General features: G+C 39.4%; 18 protein-coding genes. 3 read left to right on the plus strand and 15 right to left on the minus strand.

The genetic code is table 11. The features are described from left to right. Positions 1 to 741: 741 nt before the first annotated feature. The 14 genes from BR87_RS05170 to BR87_RS05225 form a co-directional block, all read right to left on the minus strand. Complete coding sequence (locus BR87_RS05170) at positions 742 to 2,106, minus strand: M20/M25/M40 family metallo-hydrolase (protein WP_035029532.1); 1,365 nt, start codon at positions 2,104 to 2,106, stop codon at positions 742 to 744. Positions 2,107 to 2,232: 126 nt separating this feature from the next. Continuing rightward, entirely contained in the window at positions 2,233 to 3,195 is a 963-nt protein-coding gene (locus BR87_RS05175; protein ID WP_035029535.1) for an ABC transporter ATP-binding protein, read from the minus strand. Further along, positions 3,196 to 4,251: an ABC transporter ATP-binding protein gene (locus tag BR87_RS05180; RefSeq protein ID WP_035029538.1), complete on the minus strand. Its 1,056-nt coding sequence runs from the start codon at positions 4,249 to 4,251 to the stop codon at positions 3,196 to 3,198. It abuts the gene before it with no gap. 53 nt (positions 4,252 to 4,304) lie between these two features. Further along, the gene (locus tag BR87_RS05185; RefSeq protein WP_035029540.1) at positions 4,305 to 5,948 is read right to left on the minus strand and encodes an ABC transporter substrate-binding protein; all 1,644 of its coding nucleotides are present in this window, start codon (positions 5,946 to 5,948) and stop codon (positions 4,305 to 4,307) included. Between the two features lie 42 nt (positions 5,949 to 5,990). Next, the gene (opp4C, locus tag BR87_RS05190) at positions 5,991 to 6,917 is read right to left on the minus strand and encodes an oligopeptide ABC transporter permease (RefSeq protein WP_035029543.1); all 927 of its coding nucleotides are present in this window, start codon (positions 6,915 to 6,917) and stop codon (positions 5,991 to 5,993) included. A gap of 14 nt (positions 6,918 to 6,931) precedes the next feature. Next, positions 6,932 to 7,882 (minus strand): ABC transporter permease, encoded by a 951-nt coding sequence (locus BR87_RS05195; RefSeq protein WP_035029546.1) that lies wholly within the window; start codon positions 7,880 to 7,882, stop codon positions 6,932 to 6,934. 28 nt (positions 7,883 to 7,910) lie between these two features. Beyond that, a complete protein-coding gene (locus BR87_RS05200; protein ID WP_035029549.1) occupies positions 7,911 to 9,107 on the minus strand; it encodes an amidohydrolase in 1,197 nt (398 codons plus the stop codon). A 30-nt stretch (positions 9,108 to 9,137) separates the two neighbouring features. After that, a complete protein-coding gene (locus BR87_RS05205) occupies positions 9,138 to 10,373 on the minus strand; it encodes a M20 metallopeptidase family protein (RefSeq protein ID WP_051929686.1) in 1,236 nt (411 codons plus the stop codon). Positions 10,374 to 10,646: 273 nt separating this feature from the next. Then, a complete protein-coding gene (locus BR87_RS05210) occupies positions 10,647 to 12,293 on the minus strand; it encodes an ABC transporter substrate-binding protein (protein WP_035029552.1) in 1,647 nt (548 codons plus the stop codon). Further along, positions 12,274 to 12,402 carry a hypothetical protein gene (locus tag BR87_RS13475; protein WP_280511679.1) on the minus strand — a complete coding sequence of 43 codons (129 nt, stop codon included), beginning with the start codon at positions 12,400 to 12,402 and terminating at the stop codon, positions 12,274 to 12,276. The genes BR87_RS05210 and BR87_RS13475 overlap by 20 nt, the downstream gene beginning before the upstream one ends. 84 nt (positions 12,403 to 12,486) lie before the next feature. Next, the gene (locus tag BR87_RS13335) at positions 12,487 to 12,951 is read right to left on the minus strand and encodes a group II intron maturase-specific domain-containing protein (RefSeq protein ID WP_084683558.1); all 465 of its coding nucleotides are present in this window, start codon (positions 12,949 to 12,951) and stop codon (positions 12,487 to 12,489) included. Then, on the minus strand, positions 12,864 to 13,901 hold the full coding sequence (ltrA, locus tag BR87_RS05215) for a group II intron reverse transcriptase/maturase (protein ID WP_244877016.1): 1,038 nt from the start codon (positions 13,899 to 13,901) through the stop codon (positions 12,864 to 12,866). Before ltrA ends, BR87_RS13335 begins: the two co-directional genes overlap by 88 nt. A 792-nt stretch (positions 13,902 to 14,693) precedes the next feature. Beyond that, positions 14,694 to 15,362: an ABC transporter ATP-binding protein gene (locus BR87_RS05220; protein ID WP_035029556.1), complete on the minus strand. Its 669-nt coding sequence runs from the start codon at positions 15,360 to 15,362 to the stop codon at positions 14,694 to 14,696. 11 nt (positions 15,363 to 15,373) lie between these two features. Continuing rightward, positions 15,374 to 16,465, minus strand: coding sequence for an ABC transporter permease (locus tag BR87_RS05225; RefSeq protein WP_035029558.1), 1,092 nt, complete (start codon positions 16,463 to 16,465; stop codon positions 15,374 to 15,376). A 180-nt stretch (positions 16,466 to 16,645) separates the two neighbouring features. On the opposite strand from BR87_RS05225, the gene BR87_RS05230 reads away from it, so the two are divergent. Continuing rightward, positions 16,646 to 17,827, plus strand: coding sequence for an iron-containing alcohol dehydrogenase (locus tag BR87_RS05230; protein ID WP_035029561.1), 1,182 nt, complete (start codon positions 16,646 to 16,648; stop codon positions 17,825 to 17,827). A gap of 217 nt (positions 17,828 to 18,044) precedes the next feature. Then, positions 18,045 to 18,356, plus strand: a complete 312-nt coding sequence (locus BR87_RS05235) for a single stranded DNA-binding domain-containing protein (protein ID WP_035029564.1) — start codon at positions 18,045 to 18,047, stop codon at positions 18,354 to 18,356. A 440-nt stretch (positions 18,357 to 18,796) separates the two neighbouring features. On the opposite strand, the gene pepV is transcribed toward BR87_RS05235, so the two are convergent. Further along, on the minus strand, positions 18,797 to 20,197 hold the full coding sequence (gene pepV / locus BR87_RS05240) for a dipeptidase PepV (RefSeq protein WP_035029567.1): 1,401 nt from the start codon (positions 20,195 to 20,197) through the stop codon (positions 18,797 to 18,799). 165 nt (positions 20,198 to 20,362) lie between these two features. Here pepV and BR87_RS05245 point away from each other — a divergent pair, with 165 nt between their 5' ends. Further along, positions 20,363 to 21,190, plus strand: a complete 828-nt coding sequence (locus BR87_RS05245) for an NAD(P)H-hydrate dehydratase (protein ID WP_035029570.1) — start codon at positions 20,363 to 20,365, stop codon at positions 21,188 to 21,190. Positions 21,191 to 21,289 lie beyond the last annotated feature (99 nt).

The following is a 21,289-nucleotide window of genomic DNA, read 5'->3' on the forward strand; positions in this document are numbered from 1 at the left end:
GTTCCAACTGATTATGCTGTTTGAAGCTCTTTTGACTTGCTAGCGAATAATTATTCACTTTGTTACTTTTGGTTTAACCGTTGTTAAACCACCTTACACAGTTATTTCGTTCTTGCTTTGTTCAGTTTTCAAAGGTCTAATGTGTTTGTGTTGTCGTTTTGACAACTTCTAAACATTACCAGAAGCTGTACTGCTTGTCAACAACTTTTTTGAAACTTTTATTTTTCGTTGCTGCGATGTATCGCTGCGACGTCTACTAATATAACAGGTTGTTAAACTTTCGTCAACTGTTTATTAGAAAAAGTTTTCAGCGTATAAAACAGCTGACTACCATATATAGATAAATTCATTTTATTTTTCATCCAATAAATAAAAAATGGAATCCCTTATTAACCATCATTTCGCTCTTCATTTCAGGTGCATTTTCATCTACTAAACGCCTTATTTTTAATGTATAAAAATTTGAATTTTAAGTATAATTATACCAATATTTTTCTACCTCTTTTCTTTAAGTCTTCTATATTAAGAAAAAAGGATTAAGAAAGAAACCTAAAACTATTTAACTCTTTCTGTTTATTTTTTTCTAACGTCCCTTTTCTATAAATAATTTTTAAAAACCAGTATCTTTTAGAAAACTATTCATCCCTTTACTTGCCTTACATTTATTAAAAAAGAATAGGGTATGACCAAAGCTATCTACAACTAACTTTGGTTATACCCTTTTTCCTTTTATAAAGCTTTCTATTTAGCAAAATCGTTCAGTAAGATAGCGATATGCTCTGTCCCTTGATAATAATCTGCTAATCGGACGGACTCATTCGGTGCATGTGCTCTAGAATTTCCCCAACCGACTCCGCTGCTTAATATCGGCAGTTTTAAATAGTGGTAAAAGTGGTACATCGGACCTGAACCAGCACTATTCGGCGAAAGAACGATTTCTGTATCTGATCCATAAGCTTTTTGAGCTGACTCAGTAACAGTCGCAACAAATGAATCGGTCATATCTGAACGAAAAGCATGCATGCCTTTGATTAATTCTAGTTTTACATCTTGGAAACCATGATCATCCAGATGTTTACGCAAAACTTCATAAATGTGTTCTGGTTCTTGACCAGGCACCAGTCGGCAATCAATTTTAGCAGCAGCAGCCTTGGGCAAAACCGTTTTGATACCCGGATCTGTATAGCCGCTCAATAACCCGCTAATAGTCAGTGTTGGTTCAAAGACCAGAGCTTCATTAGGCGTCACTTTTTTGTCTTTTGTAATCAATTTGCCTGTCAAACCATAAATATCTTTAGTCGCTGCTTCATTAAAAGGCAATTGACTGACGATTTCCTTTTCCAACGAAGTAGGAGGCGTGATATTATCATAAAAACCTTCGACCACAATTTCATTATCAACCGTGCGCATCGTTGCTAGAGCTTGTACCAATCGCCAAGCCGCATTGTCTACCACGGCTGCCATTGAAGAATGAATATCAACTTTAGCACTTTCAACAGTTACATCAAAGTAAGCAATGCCTTTAACTCCAGCTTCAATTACAAAACGCTCGTCTTTGTCTTTACCGCCAAACTCCCAGATACAAGCATCAGCAGCAAATAAGTCAGCGTATTTTTCTAAGTATTTTTTTAAGTTTGGGCTGCCGTTTTCTTCTTCACCTTCAACTAAAAACTTGACGTTACAAGGCAAACCACCTTCTGTTTCCAGTAAAGCCGAAAGGGCATTCAAACGTACCATAAAATTCGCCTTATTGTCGGCTACACCGCGAGCGTACAAAATACCATCGCGAACAGTCGGTTCAAAAGGTTCAGTATCCCATTCACCAATCGGGTCTTCCGGTTGCACATCATAGTGATTATAGAACAGAAGTGTTTTAGCAGAGTTGCCATTTGGGCCAGCTTCAAAGGAACCATAGACAACCGGATGTCCCCCCAAGTCATCAAGTACTTGTACTGTTCCTCCTGTTTTTTCAATCATTTTTTTCACGTATGCGACGGTTTTTGGAATTTGACGGTGCTGGGTTGAAACAGATTGCAAACGCAAATAATCGTAAAACTCTTCCATTCGTTCATCAGCTATTTTCCGAAAAATTTCTTTAGTTGTCATTATCTTCTCTCCTTCCTAGCAGGTTTACCGAACTAGATCAACTGAATTTTAGGGAAAGCCGGTCAACGACAAACTTTAAAGCTGTCTTTTCTCGTTTTCCCCTAACTTTATTTTCATTCAATCAGATCAGGCCTGCTGCATTTTTTGCTGTTTCTTTTTCAAAAACGGAATTTCATCGATATGGCAATAGACATAGTGTTCAGGAGAAATTTCATGCAGCCCGACATTTGTTTCATCCTCATATTCATGGTAAGCCGGATCATAAGCCATTCTCGAACGTTTTCGTTCTTCAATCGGATCGGGAGCAGGAATAGCCGACAGCAAGGATTCTGTATACGGGTGCAGCGGCGCATTGTATAAGTCATCTGCCGGTCCTAATTCTAAAATCCGACCATTATTCATCACTCCAATGCGATCGCTGATGTATTTTACCATCGACAAATCATGAGCAATAAACAAGTAGGTCAGATTTTTTTCACGTTTTAATTCCTTTAACAAATTAACGACTTGTGCTTGAATCGAAACGTCTAACGCAGATATAGCTTCATCAGCAATAATAAATTTAGGACTGACAGCTAATGCCCGCGCGATTCCGACACGTTGGCATTGTCCGCCTGAAAATTCTCGTGGATAGCGGGTGGCATACTCTCGGCTCAAACCCACCAAATCCAATAACTCGTAAACCATCTCTGCGCGTTCTTTTTTATTTTTAGCCAAGCCGTAGACATCGATCCCGCCAGCAATTGTGTCCATTACTGTCATTCGAGGATTTAAAGAAGCGTACGGATCTTGAAAAACCATTTGAACAGATTTACGAAATGCCAACAGTTGTTTCCGGTTTTTAATGTTATTGATTTCTTTCCCTTCAAACAGAACTTCCCCTCCAGTAGCCTCGAGTAATTTAGACAACATTTTCCCGGTAGTCGATTTTCCTGAACCCGATTCTCCGACTAACCCAAAGGTCTCGCCTTCGTACAAATGAAAAGAAAGATTGTTTACTGCACGAACTTCATTCTTTTTATTGGCATTAAAGTACTGCTGCAAATTTTTGATCTCAAGAATTTTATTTCGTTCAGGTATTGCCGCCATTTACCCCACCTCCTGTTTTTTCAACTTAGCGTATACCTCTTTACGTCTCACAATCTCATTAGGTGGCGTCACAGCTGGCGCATCTGGATGCAATAGCCAAGTAGCGGCGAAATGAGTTGGCGAAACTTGGAAAACTTCTGGTTCTTCTTCAAAGTCAATTTCTAATGCATATTCATTTCGAGGAGCAAAAGCATCACCGATAGTCGGATATAATAAATTTGGCGGATTGCCCGGAATAGCATACAGATCTGTTTCTTCAGTATCCAATGTTGGCATCGAAGCCAGCAGCCCCCAAGTATATGGATGTTGCGGATTATAAAAAATTTCATCCACTGTTCCGGTTTCTACGATTTTCCCTGCATACATAACAGCTACCCGATCGGCCATATTGGCAACCACACCTAAATCATGGGTGATAAAAATAATCGATGTATTGATTTTCGCTTTTAATTCATTCATTAAGTCGAGAATTTGTGATTGAATGGTGACATCCAATGCAGTAGTCGGCTCATCCGCAATCAAAACTTGCGGATTACAAGCCAATGCCATGGCAATCATCACTCGCTGGCGCATTCCACCTGAAAATTGATGCGGATAGTGATGCATCCGATTCTCCACCTCTTTGATCCCGACTAAATGCAGCAATTCCTTCACACGGTCAAAAGCTGCTGCTGCGTCCATATCTTGGTGTTCAATCAGCGGTTCAGCAATTTGCTTGCCAATTGTCATGGTTGGATTGAGCGAGGTCATCGGATCTTGGAAAATCATTGCAATTTCTTTCCCTCTGACTTTTTGCATTTCTTTATCAGAAAGAGACAACAAATCTTTCTCCCCGAATTGAATCGATCCACTTTTGAGCAGCGTGTTTTTCGGCGGCAACAACCGCATGATTGCTTTTGTAGAGACAGATTTCCCAGATCCGGATTCTCCTACGATCGCAAGTGTTTCTCCTTTATATAAATCAAAATTCACACCGCGAACAGCGCTTACTTCCCCTTCAAATGTTTTAAAAGAAATAGCTAAGTCTTTGACTTCCAGTACCTCTTCTTTCTCCATCTCTCCACCTCTTCTCATTAGTTTTAAAGAGCTTTTAACATTAACTCCTGTTGTTATTGAGCGCCTGATAAGGTCCATTCAGACAAATCAGACAAAGAACCTGCCCAGAATTCTTTTACTCCGCCTGTTAATTCATTCCGTTTCACAGCGAATTGACTATCGGAATACAACGGCAGAACATACATCTGTTCTTGCCATAATGCTTGGAATTCATTATAAATCTTTTGCCGTTCTTCAAATGTTGTAGCTTTTTTGCCGGCTTCCAATAAAGCATCACTTTCAGGATCGTTATAGCTTGAATAATTAGAAGCTCCATTAGAGGCAAAATACGTTGAAACATCTGGATCAACTGTAAAAGCATACCCCATCAACATGATTTCGTATTCGCCTTTTTGCGCCAATTCCAAAGTTGTTGGAAAATCATAGGTTGTTTGGACCACGTTAAACCCAACTGCTTTTAGATCTTGTTCAATCAAATTCGCGTATTGTTCTCGAACTTTATTGCCGATTGGAACAACTAAGCGGATTTCTTGGCTCATATCGAAATCAGATTCAGCAATGAGTGCTTTAGCTTTTTTCGGATCATACGGAGTCGGTTTTAAATCCTCGTTTTTATATGGACTAGCTGATGTATAGGCACTCTCTAATACTTCTCCTTCGCCTTTCAACAAATTATCTACGATTTGCTGGCGGTTGATAGCGTGAGCGATCGCTTGCCGAATGGAAGTATCCTTAAAAATTCCATTGTTGAGCAACGCAAATTGTTCGGAATAACTTGGATTCGTATCGACAGTTAATTCATTACGTTCTTTCAAAGTAGCTATATCTTGAATCGGTACAACACCAATGCCGCCACCGGCATTAGCCTGGATGCCGCCTGATTGAAATTCAGTCACCAGATTCGTTCCATTCATAATTCGAATAAACAGCTGTTTGATTTCTGGAGCACCTTTGTAATACTCTTCATTAGCTGCCAATTCCAAGTGATCGTCTTTTGCATATTCTACAAATTTATAACTTCCGCTTGTAACTGTTGGATGTGTTACAAAGTCAGCATTTGCCAACTCTTTTTTCGGAATGTCTTTTAAAATATGCTTTGGTACAATAAAAATTTCAAAACCTAAGATTTCTTTTAAATAGTTAGGATCCACTGGAGTTTTTGTTTTTAATGTAACGGTTTTGTCGTCAACAGCTACCAAATTCGGCAGTTCCGTTAGCCCAGCTTCCCGCTTCCCAACGTCATTTGTTCCTTCTAATGAAGAAACTGCCATTCCGCGAACCGATTCCACTTCTGGATCAGCGATCAGATTATACGTAAAAACTACATCATCCGCCGTAATTGGCGTTCCATCAGTCCAAGCAGCTTTTTGGTTTAATTTGATCTTATAATGTTGATTGTCTTCTGTTTCGAAACTGTCAGCCAGTGCAGGTTCAAAAGTAAGAGGTTCAGGCATTTCTAATAAACCATCATAGAAAAAACGTTGTGTCCAACGGCCAGAAACGCCGGGAGTGTTTAAAGGATTAAAACTATCGGGAGCATTGGTCAGCCCCATATAAAGAATATCTGAAGGTACTTTCTTAGCTGCGTCAGCTTTTTTTTCAGAGTCCGCATTTGTACCGCATGCTGCCAATACCGACAAAACCATTAAATACCCTACCACTAATTTCCACTTATTTACTAATCTACCTTCTTTCATTTCCCATCCCCATTTCTTTTGATTGCATCTAAATAGCTGTTTTTATTTTGTTTCACCTTCAACAGCGTCGCGAAGACCATCTCCAATAAAGTTAATGGCTAGAACAGCGAGCAAAATCATGATACCTGGCGGAACCCAGCGCCACGGCTGGTCAGCCAAAACAGTCAATGATTGAGCATTTGACAGCATGTTTCCCCAACTTGAGGTTGGCGGGCGAACTCCCATTCCTAAGAAACTAAGTGAAGCTTCCGTTAAAATCGAGTTGGCAATCCCAAAAGTTGCGTTGACCAAGATGGGTGAAAGCACATTCGGCAATATTTGTTTAAATAGAATATGCGGAGTTGAGTGCCCTACTGAAACAGCTGCTTGAATAAAATCGGTGTCTTTGATCGTCAGCACACTTCCACGAACTAAGCGGCACACTGTCGGCCAGCCAAGCAGTCCCAATACAATCGTCACTGTCCAAATACTTGGTCCGACCAAACTGACCAAAACTAAAATAACCATAAAGTAAGGAAAAGACATAAAAACTTCTGTGAGCCGCATAATAAATGCATCTGTTAGACCGCCGAAGTAACCAGAAATCAGACCTAAAGTTGCTCCGATGACGATGTAAATCGCCACTGATCCTAAACCTACAATCAAAGACACGCGAGCTCCATAGACCAAGCGGCTAAAAACGTCTCTTCCTACTTCATCTGTTCCTAATAAAAAATCACTGTTCGGAGCCATTTCAAAAAAACCGGTCGTTTCGTAAGGAGAGTAATTCACGATCAAAGGCGCAAAAACGGCCATTAAAATCACAAGCCCAAAAACGATCAAACCGCCCATCGCTACTTTATTTCGCATAAATCGCTTGGCGATGGTTTTGAGATAGCCTTCATCTTGCGATACCAGCATCCGTTCTTCTGCTTCTTGTTCTAGTTGCTCCATTCTCTTTGTCGATACTAAATTAAAATTAGCTGCCATTTACTCCTCTCCCTTCAATCGTATTTTATTCTTGGATCCACTACAGCATAGAGAATATCCGTTGAGATATTAGCAACTAAAACCGCAATAGCCGACAGCAAATTGATGGCCATCAATACTGGATAATCTCTAGAATTGATCGAAGTGATCATCAACTGGCCCAAACCTGGCCATTGAAAAATTTGTTCAGTAACAACAGCTCCTCCGATCAACTTCGGTATATCCATCCCAATAACGGTAATGATCGGAATCAAAGCATTGCGAAATCCGTGTTTCGTTAAAATGTCTCTTGTTTTTAATCCTTTAGCGGTGGCTGTTCGTAAATAATTTTCGCCCAAAACATCAATCATACTCGAACGGACATAGCGGATCATATTTCCTGAAATGCTTGTTGCTAAAACAATCACTGGTAAAATCAAATGCTGGATCCTTTCCAACACTCCTCCGTTACCGCCTAAAATTTGCATACCGCCAGTCGGCAACCATGCTAATTGCAAAGCAAAAATATAAATCAGACCCAACCCTAAGAAAAAGTTTGGAACAGAAACCCCTAAGAAAGAACTGCTTGTGATAAAATAATCCACCCATGTATTTTTTTTGACAGCACTATAGATTCCAAGTGGAATAGCTACCAAGTAACCGACTATCAAGCTGATGCCCATTAGTTGCAGCGTCGGCGACACACGACTGAAAAGGATAGCCGTTACCGGCTGTCTAGTTGAATAAGAAAAGCCTAAATTTCCTTGGATCAAATTAGTGATCCATTTAATGTATTGAACGGGCAACGGCTGATTTAATCCTAAAGCTGTTTTAGTCGCTTCGATTTGTTCTGACGTTGCATCTGGCGCAACATATAAATCAACCGGGTTTCCAGGCGCCAGATTAATAATAAGAAAAGAAAAAATGGAGACCATAAACAATACCGGCACAGCAATCACGAGTCTTTTTACTATATATTTTTTCATCGAAGGACCTCCTTTTGCTCCTATTTGCTTAATCAGCTTTATTTACTAAATAATCTTCTGCAATCGCTAAGAAAGCTTCTCCAGAACGCAATAGTGCTGTTTCATCAATTTTAAATTTCGGATGATGGTGAGGGTAGTTCGCCTCAATTGCTGCATTTTTAGCTCCTACATAAAAGAAGGTTCCCGGTTTTTCTTGTAAGTAATAAGCAAAATCTTCGCCGCCCATTCCAGCTTCAACTTCTAAAACCTCCGTATCTCCAAATTTCTCTTGCATCACTTTGGTTAATCGCTCAGTTTCAAGCGGTGTATTCATAATAGACGGGTACCCTCTCGTATAATGGATTTTGACAGTCCCTTGGTTAGCTGCGGCAATGCTCTGGCTCATTTGATTGACCTGTACTTCCATTAAATCACGAACCTCTGGACTTAGTGTCCGAATAGTACCTCGCAATACAGCTTTATCCGCAATAATATTATTGGCTTCGCCACCTGCTTGAAAACCAGAAAAAGTGACTACTGCTGGTTGTACTGGGTCGACTTGACGACTGACCAGTGTTTGCAAAGTGGTCACGATTTGCGTACCGATCATAACGGAATCAACTGTCGTATGAGGAGCAGCTCCATGTCCGCCTTTTCCTTGAATCTGCATTTGAAAAGAGTCAGATCCGGCTGAACCATAAGATGAACTATAAGCAATTTTTCCTGCTTCTAAAACAGACATGATATGGATACCAAAAACATAATCGACGCCCATCAAGCAACCTGCTTCAATCATACTTTTCGCTCCGCCTGGGACAACTTCTTCCGCATTCTGATGCAGCAAAACCACATTTCCATGTAAATCTGCTTTGTGTTTGCTTAAAACTTTCGCAACACTTAAGAGTGAAGCGGTATGACCATCATGTCCGCAAGCATGCATAATACCGGGATTTTTCGATTGGAAAGGGACATCCGTTTCTTCATGGATTCGTAAAGCATCAAAGTCTGCTCGAAAAGCAATCGTGGGACCAGAATGATCCCCATAAATTTTAGCAACGATTCCATATCCATTGCCTACATTCGTTTGGATATCTTCAATTCCCATTTGCTGCAATTGGGTCACGATAAATGCTGCTGTTTGCTCTTCTTCAAAGGAAGGCTCTGGGTACTCATGCAAGTGTCGTCTCCATGCGACCGTTTCATCAAAATTTGCTTTTAATTCTTCTGTCCATTTTTCATAACTCATTCTATCCACTCCTCACAAACTAAGTTGTTTTTATTCTGCTGCTGTTTCAACAACTGTTTTTTTCTTTACAAGCACTTCTGATTGTTCTAACAAGTGATGTTCTGCAATTGCTAAGAATGCCTTTCCGCCTGTTAACAATGCCCGTTCATCAATATCGAATTTAGGATGGTGATGCGGGTAAATGATCCCTTTCTCAGCATTTCCTGAATTAACAAAGAAAAACGAACCGGGTTTCTTTTCAAGAAAATAAGCGAAATCTTCACCGCCCATTCTTAATGGTGTGGATTCTACTGCTTCAGCACCGAACTTTTCGCTGAACAAGTTTTGTACAACTTCTGTTTCAGCCGGATGATTATAAACTGCAGGGTACCCTTTTGTGTACGTAACAGTACAAGTCGCCTCATACGCTGCACAAATGTGTTCCGCCATCGTTTTTATTTTTTCTTCAAGCAGACTGCGCAGTGTTGGTTCAAAAGTTCGAACCGTTCCTTTTAAGCGTGCTGTATCTGGAATAACATTGTTCGCTTCACTTCCAGCTTGAAAAGTCGAAATAGTCAACACACCCGCTTGCATTGGGTTTTTCGTACGGCTGATAAGTGTCTGTAGCTGATTGGCTAAATGAGATCCGACAACAATTGGATCAACCGATGTATGAGGACTTGAACCATGACCGCCTTTTCCTTGAATCGTGATTTCAAAAAAATCTGCTGCCGCCATGGAGAAGCCGCTACAGTATTGAACTTTTCCATATTCTAATGGTGATCTTAAATGCAGTCCATAAACGTAATCAACGTCTGTTAAAGCACCATCCTTGATCATTGCTTTCGCTCCACCCGGCAACATTTCTTCAGCGTGTTGGAAGATAAAAACGACTTCGCCTTTTAGCTCTGCTTCAAATTGTTTTAAAACTTTTGCAACACTTAACAGAATTGCGGTATGTCCATCATGACCACAAGCATGCATGACTCCATCATTGACCGAAGCAAAAGGCAGTTGTGTTTCCTCTTGAATACGCAAAGCATCAAAGTCTGCTCGAAAAGCGATTCTAGGTCCTGGTTGTGCGCCTACCAAACGTGTAACCAGGCCTCCGCCACCTACGTTCGTACGGATGTCTGTATAACCAAATTCAGTTAGTTTTTCAAAAATATAAGCTCTTGTAGCCGTCTCTTCAAAAGAAATTTCTGGATAGCGGTGCAAATGTCGTCTCCAAGCAACCGTTTCATCAAAATTATTTGCTAAATGCTCTTCCCATTCGTTATACCCCATTTAAGCCCCTCTTTTCTTTTTTATTTCTATTAACCTCTTAGCTGCTTTTTTCTTTGTTCTTTGTTACGATGTCAGGTTTCCTAACTTCTATTCTCGTTTAAATACAATAATTAGCTATTTCCCACATGTTTTAAAATTTTTTTTAAATTCTACCCGTTAAAATGATAAAAGTCAAACTATAATTTAATCTTTTTATAATTACAATAACCAATTATCTCTAAAAATAAAACGAATGTAAGGAAACTTAACAACAGTCGTTCTTAGTATGCTAATTTATTTCTTTTTTGCTTGATTTAAAGTCCATGTTTCGACATCTGTTAATGAACCAGGCCAAAAATCAGTTATTCCGCCATTCAAGGTTTTATTTTTGACCACGATATCCAATGCAGAATAAAGCGGTACAATAAACATGTCATCTTGCCAAATTTCTTGTGCTTCATCATAAATCACTTTTCGTTTTTCTGGATCGGTTTCGGCTAATCCTGCTTCTAATAAAGCAGTACTCTTAGGATTTTCATAATTCGAATAGTTGGAGACACCGTCTGGGCCAACATAGTTCGATACATCCGGATCAATGTTCAATGAATATCCGTACATCATCAAATCAAAATCGCCAGCACGCCCTTTTTCCATAACTGTTGGGAAATCAAAATTAGACAATTTAATTTTAAATCCGACAGCTTCCAAATCTTGTTGAATTAAAACAGCGGATTGTTCTCTCACTTTGTTGCCGACCGGAACGACAATTTCTATTTCTTGGTTCATATCAAAATCGGATTTAGCAATCAACTTCTTAGCCAATTCAGGATCGTAGGCCGTTGTTTCCAGTTCTTCATTTTTATAAGGACTAACAGAAGTATACATACTATCGACAATTTCCCCTTGGCCAGCCAATAAACTATCCACGATTTGCTGACGATTGATGGCATGTGCTAAAGCTTGACGGATGTATTTATCTTTAAACACTTCCGTATTGATCGGCATCATTTGAACCGTCAAGCTTGGTTGTACGCTAACTTCCAATCCTTCTAGTGCTTTAACTGTTTTTAATTCTTGTGTTGGAACTTCTCCAATGCCTCCGCTGGCATTCATGTGCAAACCGCCTGATTGAAGTTCAGTTACTAAGTTAGTACCATTCATTACTTTTAAAAAGACTTCTTTGATTTCAGGTTCACCACGATAGTAATCGGAATTTGCAGTCAATTCGATATGAGAATCTTTTACGTACTCAACAAAAGTATACGGTCCGCTTGTTACTTCAGGTTGGGTTACAAAACTAGCATTGGCCAATTCGCTTTTGGGTGTCACTTCCCATACGTGTTTCGGTAAAATGAAAATACCATAAGCAAGAAATTCTTTTAAATAGTTCGGATCGACTGGTGTTTCCGTCTTTAATGTGACTGTTTTATCGTCTACAGCGACTAAATTGGGAATCTCCGTTAGTCCTTCTTCCAGTTTTCCAGAAGATGTTACACCTTCCAATGAAGCTACCGCTACACCACGTGTTGTTTCTACTTCAGGATCCGCAATCAAGTTGTAGGTAAAAACCACATCCTCTGCCGTAACAGGTATGCCATCAGACCATTTGGCATCTGGATTTAATTTGATCGTATAGTTTTGATTATCTTCTGTTTCAAAACTATCTGCCAATCTCGGTTGAAATGTCAATGCATCCGGCATATCCAACAGGGCGTCATAGAAGAAACGCTGCGCCCACCGAGCAGATACACCAGCTGCATTTATCGGGCTGAAATTATCTGGCGGGTTGGTCATCCCTATGTAGAGAATGTCTTGAGAGGTGGCTTTAACTTGCCCTCCTTCCTTTTCTGCCTTATTGCCGCAGCCGGATAAGAATAAAAAAATTACTAGGCTCATTAAGATGCTCCATTTCTTCATTCCACTATTTGTTTGCTTTTTCATAGTTGTTCTCTCCTTTTTTGTCATTTATTCTCTCTACTGCTGTTCTTTTTCTTGCTCTAGCCTGATGTTCTCCTTTCTCTTTAACCATAAGTCCTTCTGCTTTTTCCATGCTCTTACTTAAAAAAACGAGTAGGAGGAACCTTACGGTTCCGACCTCTCACACCACCGTACGTACCGTTCGGTATACGGCGGTTCAATAACTTGAGTATCTTGTTTGGGCAGACGCATACAGTTGGGATAAATCTTTTAATCCCCACTTTATGAGTCTGTCTTTTGTTATAGCTGTATGAATAATGTGGTTTTTGGATGTTCTCCAGTACCCTTTTCGAGAAGCAGCTAATTTTAATGCGTCATCATGTTGGATACCATATCTTTTTAACATAGTATAACGTGTTTTAACTTTCTTCCATCGTTTCCAGATAAGTTGCCGAAGCCTGTGGTTTAACCAGGATTGTGTTTCTGCTATAAAGGTTTTCATATAACTGATACCATAATAATTAATCCAACCAACGGTAACTTGATTAATCTCTTTTACAATGTTCAGGAAAGTTCCTGGTCGTTTACGACTAGTTAGTTTTTGAAGTTTGTCTTTGAATCTTCGTTGTGCCGACTTAGCAGGTCGGCATCCAACTTTCCCATGTGGTTCATAATATGGAATCCTAAAAACTTCGCTTTTGTTGGAGTGGTCACCTTGCTTTTCTTTTGATTTACTGTTAGTCGTAAATCTTTTTCTATATACTCAGTAACACTCTCCATGACTCTTTCACCAGCACGCTGACTTTTAACATAGATAACGAAATCATCCGCGTAACGAATAAATTTATGCCCTCTTCTTTCTAGTTCTCGATCTAGTTGGTTTAGATATACATTTGCGAGTAAAGGTGACAGTGGGCCACCTTGCGGTGCCCCCTTATCTGTTTCGATATAGATATCTTTATCTAATATCCCAGAGCGAAGAAATTTCCAGATTAACTTTAATACAACTTTATCTTGGATAAATTCTTCTAAATAGGCTCTAAGCTTTTGATGGTGGATGGTATCGAAATAACTTTTCAAATCGCAATCGACCACTATTCTATACCCTTCTTCATAATATTCTTCCGCTTTTTGTATGGCTTGATGGGCACTTTTACCTTTACGGAAACCAAAACTATTATTTGAAAAATAGGGGTCAATCATTGGGTCGATAACTTGCAAAATAGCTTGTTGAACAACTCTATCAAGTACACTTGGAATACCTAAATAACGTTTAGAACCATCTGGTTTTGGTATGGGCACTCTTCGAACAGGTTGAGGTTTATACGTACCGTCCTTTAGTTTCTGTACTAACGTTGGGTAATATTTCTTCATATGGTCCTCTAGCTCTTCGACCGTGATACCATCTATTCCTGGAGCTCCTTTATTTTTTCGTACTTTTTCATACGCTTGCCATAGATTACCACTCTCTATGACTTTATCTATTAACGTGATACCATCTTGTTCTTTCATCTCCATGCTGTCACTACTACGCGCTCTTACATACTCTTTCGCTTCCAGCTTGTCCCTTTGTAAGAAGCCATCTTTTCGGTCTTTACCACGATGTTTTCTGCGATTTTGTAGTGACTTCACCTCCTTGTTTCTTCAAGATTATTATTGTTCTGCCCTTCAGAGAACGGCGTTCTCCTACTATGGCATCTGCTGACTTCTCACTATTCGTTGTTACTACGGTGTTTGCCGCTAGTGAGACCTCCCCGGGTAAGAATGATAACCTTCCACTCATGTCACTGCCTCATTTACTGTAGGAGATTCGTGCAGTATAGGACTTCACTTTATTTGGCAAGCTCGTCCATCTCCAGTCAGCCTTGTATGAGATTTCTGTTCGTCAGTGCGAGTGTTTGCGTCCAGCTTCCTCCTCACGGGGGACACCCTTGCTATTCGCTAACAGTTCCTACTGCAAAGCCTGTAGTGGACTTTCACCACCAAGTTATCACCCATGCCGGGCGCACCAAAAAACAAGCCCTTCAGAAAAGATGAAGGGCTTGTTTACCGAACAGAATCGATAGAGCCCCAGGATACGAAAACTAGGACTCAACTAATTGAATAGTTCGAATCCTAGGGCATAATTAAAATTAAGTTGTTTTTACTTAGAAGAGCAGCAGGCATAACAGATGCGAAGGTCAATTGTTTTTCTTTTCTCATAATGTTTTCCCACCCCTTAAATGTATGTTGTAGTTGAATGATACCTGCAAAAATTAGAATAGTCAAACGTTATTTTAATCTTATTTTCATCATAAAGCCACTCTGCTAAAAGTAAGCGCGTTCAATAATCACCGTTTTATTCTAGTTATTAGCGTAGCAATAGCTTTTTTTGTAAAAAAAGAGAACTAATAAAAAATATTTTTTTCATTAGCTCTTTTTTTATTATTTTTTTGTCAGTATTCCATCTTTCATCACATATACACTATCACAATGTTCAATTAACCGCTCATCATGTGTGACCATAATGGTAGCTTTTTTTTGTGCTTTGGTTTCACGGGCTAAAATTTTGACCACTTCAAATGCTTTTTCGGAGTCTAAACTAGCTGTTGGTTCATCTGCTAAAATAACCGAAGGCCCATGGTAAATTGCTCGTGCGATAGCTGCACGTTGGCGTTCTCCCCCTGATAAGTCGCTTGGGTATTTCTTTTTCAGTTCTTTTATTCCAAGTTCGTCTAATAAAGTATCGCTTTTAGTTGTGTCCATTTTAGTTTTGTTTACTTTGTTCACCAAACGCAATTGGTCTTCCACCGTTAAAAATGGTACTAAATTTGAAGCCTGCAAAATAAACCCAATTTCTTTAAACCGCAAAGCAGCTCGTTCTTTTTCAGGCACTTCGCTAAACTTATGATTGTTTATCATTACTTTTCCTTCAGAAGGAGTTTGCAATCCGCCGATAATCGTTAACAATGTACTCTTACCTGAACCGCTCGGCCCAATGATTGCAGCAAACTCACCTGCTTCAACTGAAAAGTTCGTTTTTTTCAATGCTTCAACTTTCGTATGTCCTTCGCCAAAAGTACGCGTTACATCAACTAATTCGATTAATTTCATCTTGTCCCCTCCTAACCGATCGCTTCTAATGGGTCAATATTGACTACTGTTCTGACTGAAAACAAAGCACCTAATACAGCTACTAAAATCAATAAAAACGTTATCGCCGCTAGAAAGACTACGTTGGTTCGATAAGGCACCGCTGCTGGTAAAACTAGAGCTGTTAAAATAGTTAAGCCTAATCCGATTCCCACTCCTACTGCCGCTAATAAAAAAGTTTGTGCGACAACTGAAGCAGAAATATACCTGTTCGAGATTCCTTGGGCTTTCATCACGCCAAACATGCTGGTTTTTTGCAAGGTTAAGACATAGATAAAGATGCCAATCACAACAGCAGCAATTACCACTAAGAAACCGATCATCAACCCAAAGGTCAAAACTTGCGCAGTATAGCCTGGTATTTTATTAATGTATTCTTTAATCGGATAAGCGACCAAGTCATCATTATCGATTTGTACCGTATCCAATGACCCGCCTTCCCCCCTAACGACTACTGCGCTGATACGTCCATTATCAGAATCATCCGCTTTTTCAAAACGCACTTCTTGAAAAGCCGGTATAGTCGTATACAAAACCGGTGCTACATTGAATTTAGCATTTTCTGTAAATCCTACAACGGTTACTTCTTTGTCATTTCCAGCCAGCTCTAAGGTATCTCCAATCTCCACGCCTTCTTCTTCTTTCAAACTGATGTCAGACACGACTTCATCTTTTCCGCTAAATGCTTTGCCTTCGATTACTTCCGGCATAATAAATTGATCAGCATCAATACCAAAAAACGTGACATTTATTTTAGCATCTTCACCAGTCTTTCCAGCTTTTCTGACAACACTTGGAGCTTGTCCTAAAAAAGCCACCTCTTCACCGGTCACTTCTTTAGCTTGTCCCAATGTCATCATGGACATATTGATATTCGTATTAGATTCATCGGTCAGCACAATTCCATCTGCCTCCCATTTATCTACACTAGTGCGGTTATCTTGCGCTAACCCATACGCTAAACCAACTAGAAAATAAACTAAATAAGAGACTAAAACCAAAACGCCAATAATTAATGCAAAACGTGTTTTTGAATATTTTATTTCTTTCCACGCTAAAAACATTCTTTCACTCCTTTTCTTAAACATATTTAACTAAATATACCATAAACCAATGGTTATTTTATAACTTTCTGATTCTTATCTGCACGGGAGCAACTCCTTTCCTTTTCTTACTTCTCTGCGCTTAATCGTACAAAAGTTGTGCTATACTAAAAACACTTAAACAAAGGAGTGAAAAGACGTATGAAAAATGAAATGAACAATTTTACTTATTACAACCCAACAAAAATCGTATTTGGCAAAAACCGTGTTCCTGAATTGAGTCAACTGATTCCGCATGGCAAGAAAGTTCTGATTACTTATGGGGGAGGCAGCGTGGTAAAATTTGGAACTTTAGCTAGAGTTAAAACGGCTTTGAAGGGTTACGAAATTGGAGAATTCGGCGGTATCGAAGCAAACCCAAATTTTGAAACAGCTATGAAAGCTGTAGAATTAATCAAAAATGAAGGGTATGACTTTTTACTAGCAGTTGGCGGCGGTTCCGTCATTGATGCAACTAAGTTTATTGCTGCCGCAGTCCCTTTTGATGGCGATCCAATCGATATTTTTGGAGGCGGCATCGGAAAACGTCTACCGGTCACTACTGCTTTGCCATTTGCTACGGTTTTAACGCTGCCCGCAACAGGTTCAGAAATGAATGCTGGATCAGTTATTACTTTTAAAGAAAAACAAGCAAAATTAAGTTTTGGCAGTCCATTTGTTTTTCCGCAGTTTTCTATCTTAGAACCTGAAATTACTTATACTTTACCAGAACGTCAACTAGCTAACGGAGTGATTGATGCTTTCGTGCATATCATCGAGCAGTACTTGACTTACCCTGTAGGTGCTATGGTTCAAGATCGTTTTGCGGAAGGTTTACTGCAAACTTTGATTGAAATTGGACCCAATATTATTGATGAAACCAATCATGATTACAACTTGCGGGCTAACTTTATGTGGACAGCAACCAATGCTTTAAATACCGTTCTTTCCCCTGGTGTACCTCAGGATTGGGCATCTCATGATATGGGACATGAAATTACAGCTCTTTATCAAGTTGATCATGCCAGAACCTTGACTATTGTTTTGCCGGCATTATTAACCGTGCGTAAAGCAGAAAAATGGGATAAACTTTTACAGTATGCTGAGCGTGTCTGGCATATCACCACTGGCAACGATGAAGAAAAAATCGATGCCGCTATTGAAAAAACAAAAACATTCTTTGAAAGCTTAGGCGCTCCTACTTCTTTTAAAGATATCGGTTTAGGCGAAGAAGTGATCGACCCATTAGTAGCTCAATTAGAAAGACATGAACAAACTGCACTATCTGAACGCGGCGATCAAACTCTGGAAGTAAGCCGACGCATTTACCGTCAAGCCCTTTAAGCTATTGATTCTTTCTCTTTTTCGATTTTTATTACTTTATGCTTAGTTTTTTTTAGAATACCAAATACTCACTTTCCCGATCAGAAAACTCTGGTCGGGCTTTTTTTAAGGAATTCAGCTTATTTCATGTTCTGTTCGCTTTACTTATAGAACGTTTGTTCGTATAATAAAAATGTAACTATCTATAGTGAAAGTATCCAGCAAAGGAGCTGCTAATATGAATTCCGCCATTATTACAGGAAAAGTTGTTTCAGAAGTTAAGGTTATCAATACGCACAATGGAACACCTCTATGCCGTTTCACACTCGAAGCAGATGGACGTCATTTTAATTGTTTAGTCGCTGGGATGAAAGCTTATCAATTTGTGTATGCTATTGAAGAATATTCTATTATTACGATAGAAGGCCCCATTAACTCTCGCATGCAAGTGGTGGTGCAAAATTATCGGACTGAATCAAAGCCAAATTATTTTGGGCAAATATTTGATTATAAAGGCAGAAAATTACCGCATAAAAAAGTCATGTTTTAGTCTACTCAAAAATTATACCTTATATTCAACTGCTCGATCTAGTGTGTTAAAAGGTTTACTGAATAAAAAAGTTCTTTATTTTTTAACGTTGGTAAGAAAATTTCCTCCGGAATATGGGGTTGCTTGTGGAAAGCCATGGGACCGTTTGAGCCGAAGAACGTGTCTCAAAACTTACAAGCTCAAACCCAGCGTAGCAGCTAAAGCCTAACGCTAAGTAATTCTCCTTGTATCCTTTTACATGGCTACAAGCAACTCCCTCTTCCTCCAGAAATATTTGAGGTGTATTTCTAAATTATTTTTAACTGATTAACGTCAAATGTTATAGGACCATAAAAAATAAGACAAAAGTTTTTAGAAATGCAGCTGTATGCAGCATTTTAATCTTCTCTCGTCTTATTTTTTGTTGTTTCTTATACTATTTTTTTATAAAATGGTGTAATCTACTTGATTAATTCATAAATGGCTTCAGCATAGATGCTCATCGCATTCATTAAGTCATCAATTGCCATAAATTCATTTGCTTGGTGCATAGTGTCCACGCTATCTGGGAACATGGCGCCATAAGCTACACCACGTTCAAACAACCGGCCATATGTGCCTCCGCCAATCGTTTGTTCATGTGCTTCCAGTCCTGTTTGCTTCGCATAAACATTCAGCAAGGTTTGAACTAAAGGATCTTCTGCTGGTACATAATGCGGCAGTTGTTCTTTTCCCCGTCCTAATGTAACACCGTAATGAGAAAGCTTCTTATCTAATTCAATTTCGATGCTCTCCACACTGACTCCTTTTGGAAAGCGGAAGTTTAAAGCGATCATTCCGCCATCTTTCGGGGTAAAGGTAAATACTCCCGGATTCATTGTTAAATCGCCCATTACCTCATCAACATGGTTCAATCCTAATTTTTCAGCTCTTGAATCATCATGGAAAAATTCAGCTGTCATTTCTAAAAAGGCTTTAGCATCTCCGCCAAATGAGTATCTATTTAGAAAGACTGCCAAGTATGTTGCTGCGTTGACTCCGCCGCGCGGTTCCATGGCATGAGCTGCTTTCCCATTAACTTCAATGGTTACTTGATTAGCTTCAACAGAAACAGTGCCTGTTACGGGTGCTGTTTCGATAAAGTCATAGAAATCTTTTTCAAATTTCTCTGCTTCTTCGCTTTTAAAAATAACTGTTGCATCTTGAGGAACCATGTTTTCACGCAAGCCAGCATCAAAACTGATTAACGTATTTTTGCCGCCTTCCGTCGTTCCTTGGGTATTGATATATTCTGTTAAGATCCCTTTTTCTCCATTGATAATAGGAAATTCTGCATCGGGAGAAAAGCCGAAATCCGGTTTTTCTTCAACTTCGAAGTAACGGTCCATACACATCCAGCCGCTTTCTTCGTCTGTACCGATAATAAAACGAATCCGTTTAGAAACAGGTAAATCCAACTCTTTAATAATCTTTAATGCGTAATAAGCAGCCATACCCGGTCCTTTGTCATCACTAGATCCGCGGGCATAAATACGGCCCTCTTTAATAACTGGATCAAAAGGGTCTGTTTCCCAGCCGGTGCCTACAGGTACAACGTCAACATGAGCTAAAACTCCAAGTGTTTCATCTCCATCGCCATATTCGATATGGCCGGCTAAACTATCAACATTCTTCGTTATAAAACCGTCGCGTTCTCCTAATGCTAAAAAGGCTTCCAATGCTTTTTTAGGTCCAGGTCCGACAGGGGCATCATCAGTTGCTTGGCTGTCATCACGAACACTATCTATTTTTAACAAAGAAATTAAATCCGTTAAGAAATCTTCTTTACGTGCTGCTACTTCTTTTTTCCAATCTATTGTCATATGCTCAACACTCCCATCCTTTTTTCAACACCTCTATCATATCACTTTTTCAGTCGCATACCAATATTCGTCTCTTATTTCCTAAATATTTGACCAATGTTTTAAAGATGTGTTTTTTCGCCTTTGCCTTTATAATTAACTTACTAACTCTTGAGGAGGGAAAAAATGAACAGACTAAATCAAGAAAAAATACAAGGTTTGATTCCAAAAAGGCAAGCTGACAGTTACAAAGAAGATTACGGGAAAGTCCTTTTAGTTGGAGGAAGTAAAAGAATGGGAGGCGCAGTGATCCTAATGGCACTTGCAGCTGTTCACAGTGGAGCTGGTCTAGTAACGGTTGCTACCGATAAATGCAATCACGCGGCTTTGCATGCTCATTTACCGGAAGCAATGGTGGTCGACTGGAAAAACCAAAAACAACTTGAACAGCAAATAAAAGCCGCATCAGTTGTGGCGATTGGTCCAGGTATGGGCGATTCAACTGGTTCATTAAAAATATTGAAATTTCTATTGGCTCAAGTCCAGCCGTATCAACACATCATTATCGATGGTTCCGCTATCACGCTAATGGCAAAATATGACTTGCCGACGCCAAACGACAATACGATCTATACTCCACATTTGGGTGAATGGGAACGATTAAGCGGGTTAAAGCCAACTGAACAAAATGAAGCCGTAAATAGTGAAGCACGCGCTCAGTTAAATGCAACGGTTGTTTTAAAACAACACCAAACAGAAGTTTATTTCAAGGAAGATGTTTGGAAAAACGAAGCTGGCAATCCAGCTATGGCCACTGGCGGGATGGGAGATACATTAGCGGGAATCATTGCCGGTTTAGTCGCTCAAATTCCTGATACAAAATCTGCTGTTTTAGCCGCTGTTTATCTCCATAGCTATATTGGCGATCAGCTAGCTGAAAAGCAATATGTTGTCTTGCCTACCCATATTATCAATCAGTTGCCTGCCACACTTAACAAATTCACTGTTGATTAAAAATAAGTTTAGCAAATAGAGGGTTCAGAGAAACTTTCAATACTCTTCTTTGATCAATGAAGGAAAAAATTACTGATTTTTAGGCTTAATTTGTCCTTT

Origin of the sequence: Carnobacterium mobile DSM 4848, assembly GCF_000744825.1 — a bacterium.
GTDB classification, from domain to species: Bacteria; Bacillota; Bacilli; order Lactobacillales; family Carnobacteriaceae; genus Carnobacterium_A; species Carnobacterium_A mobile.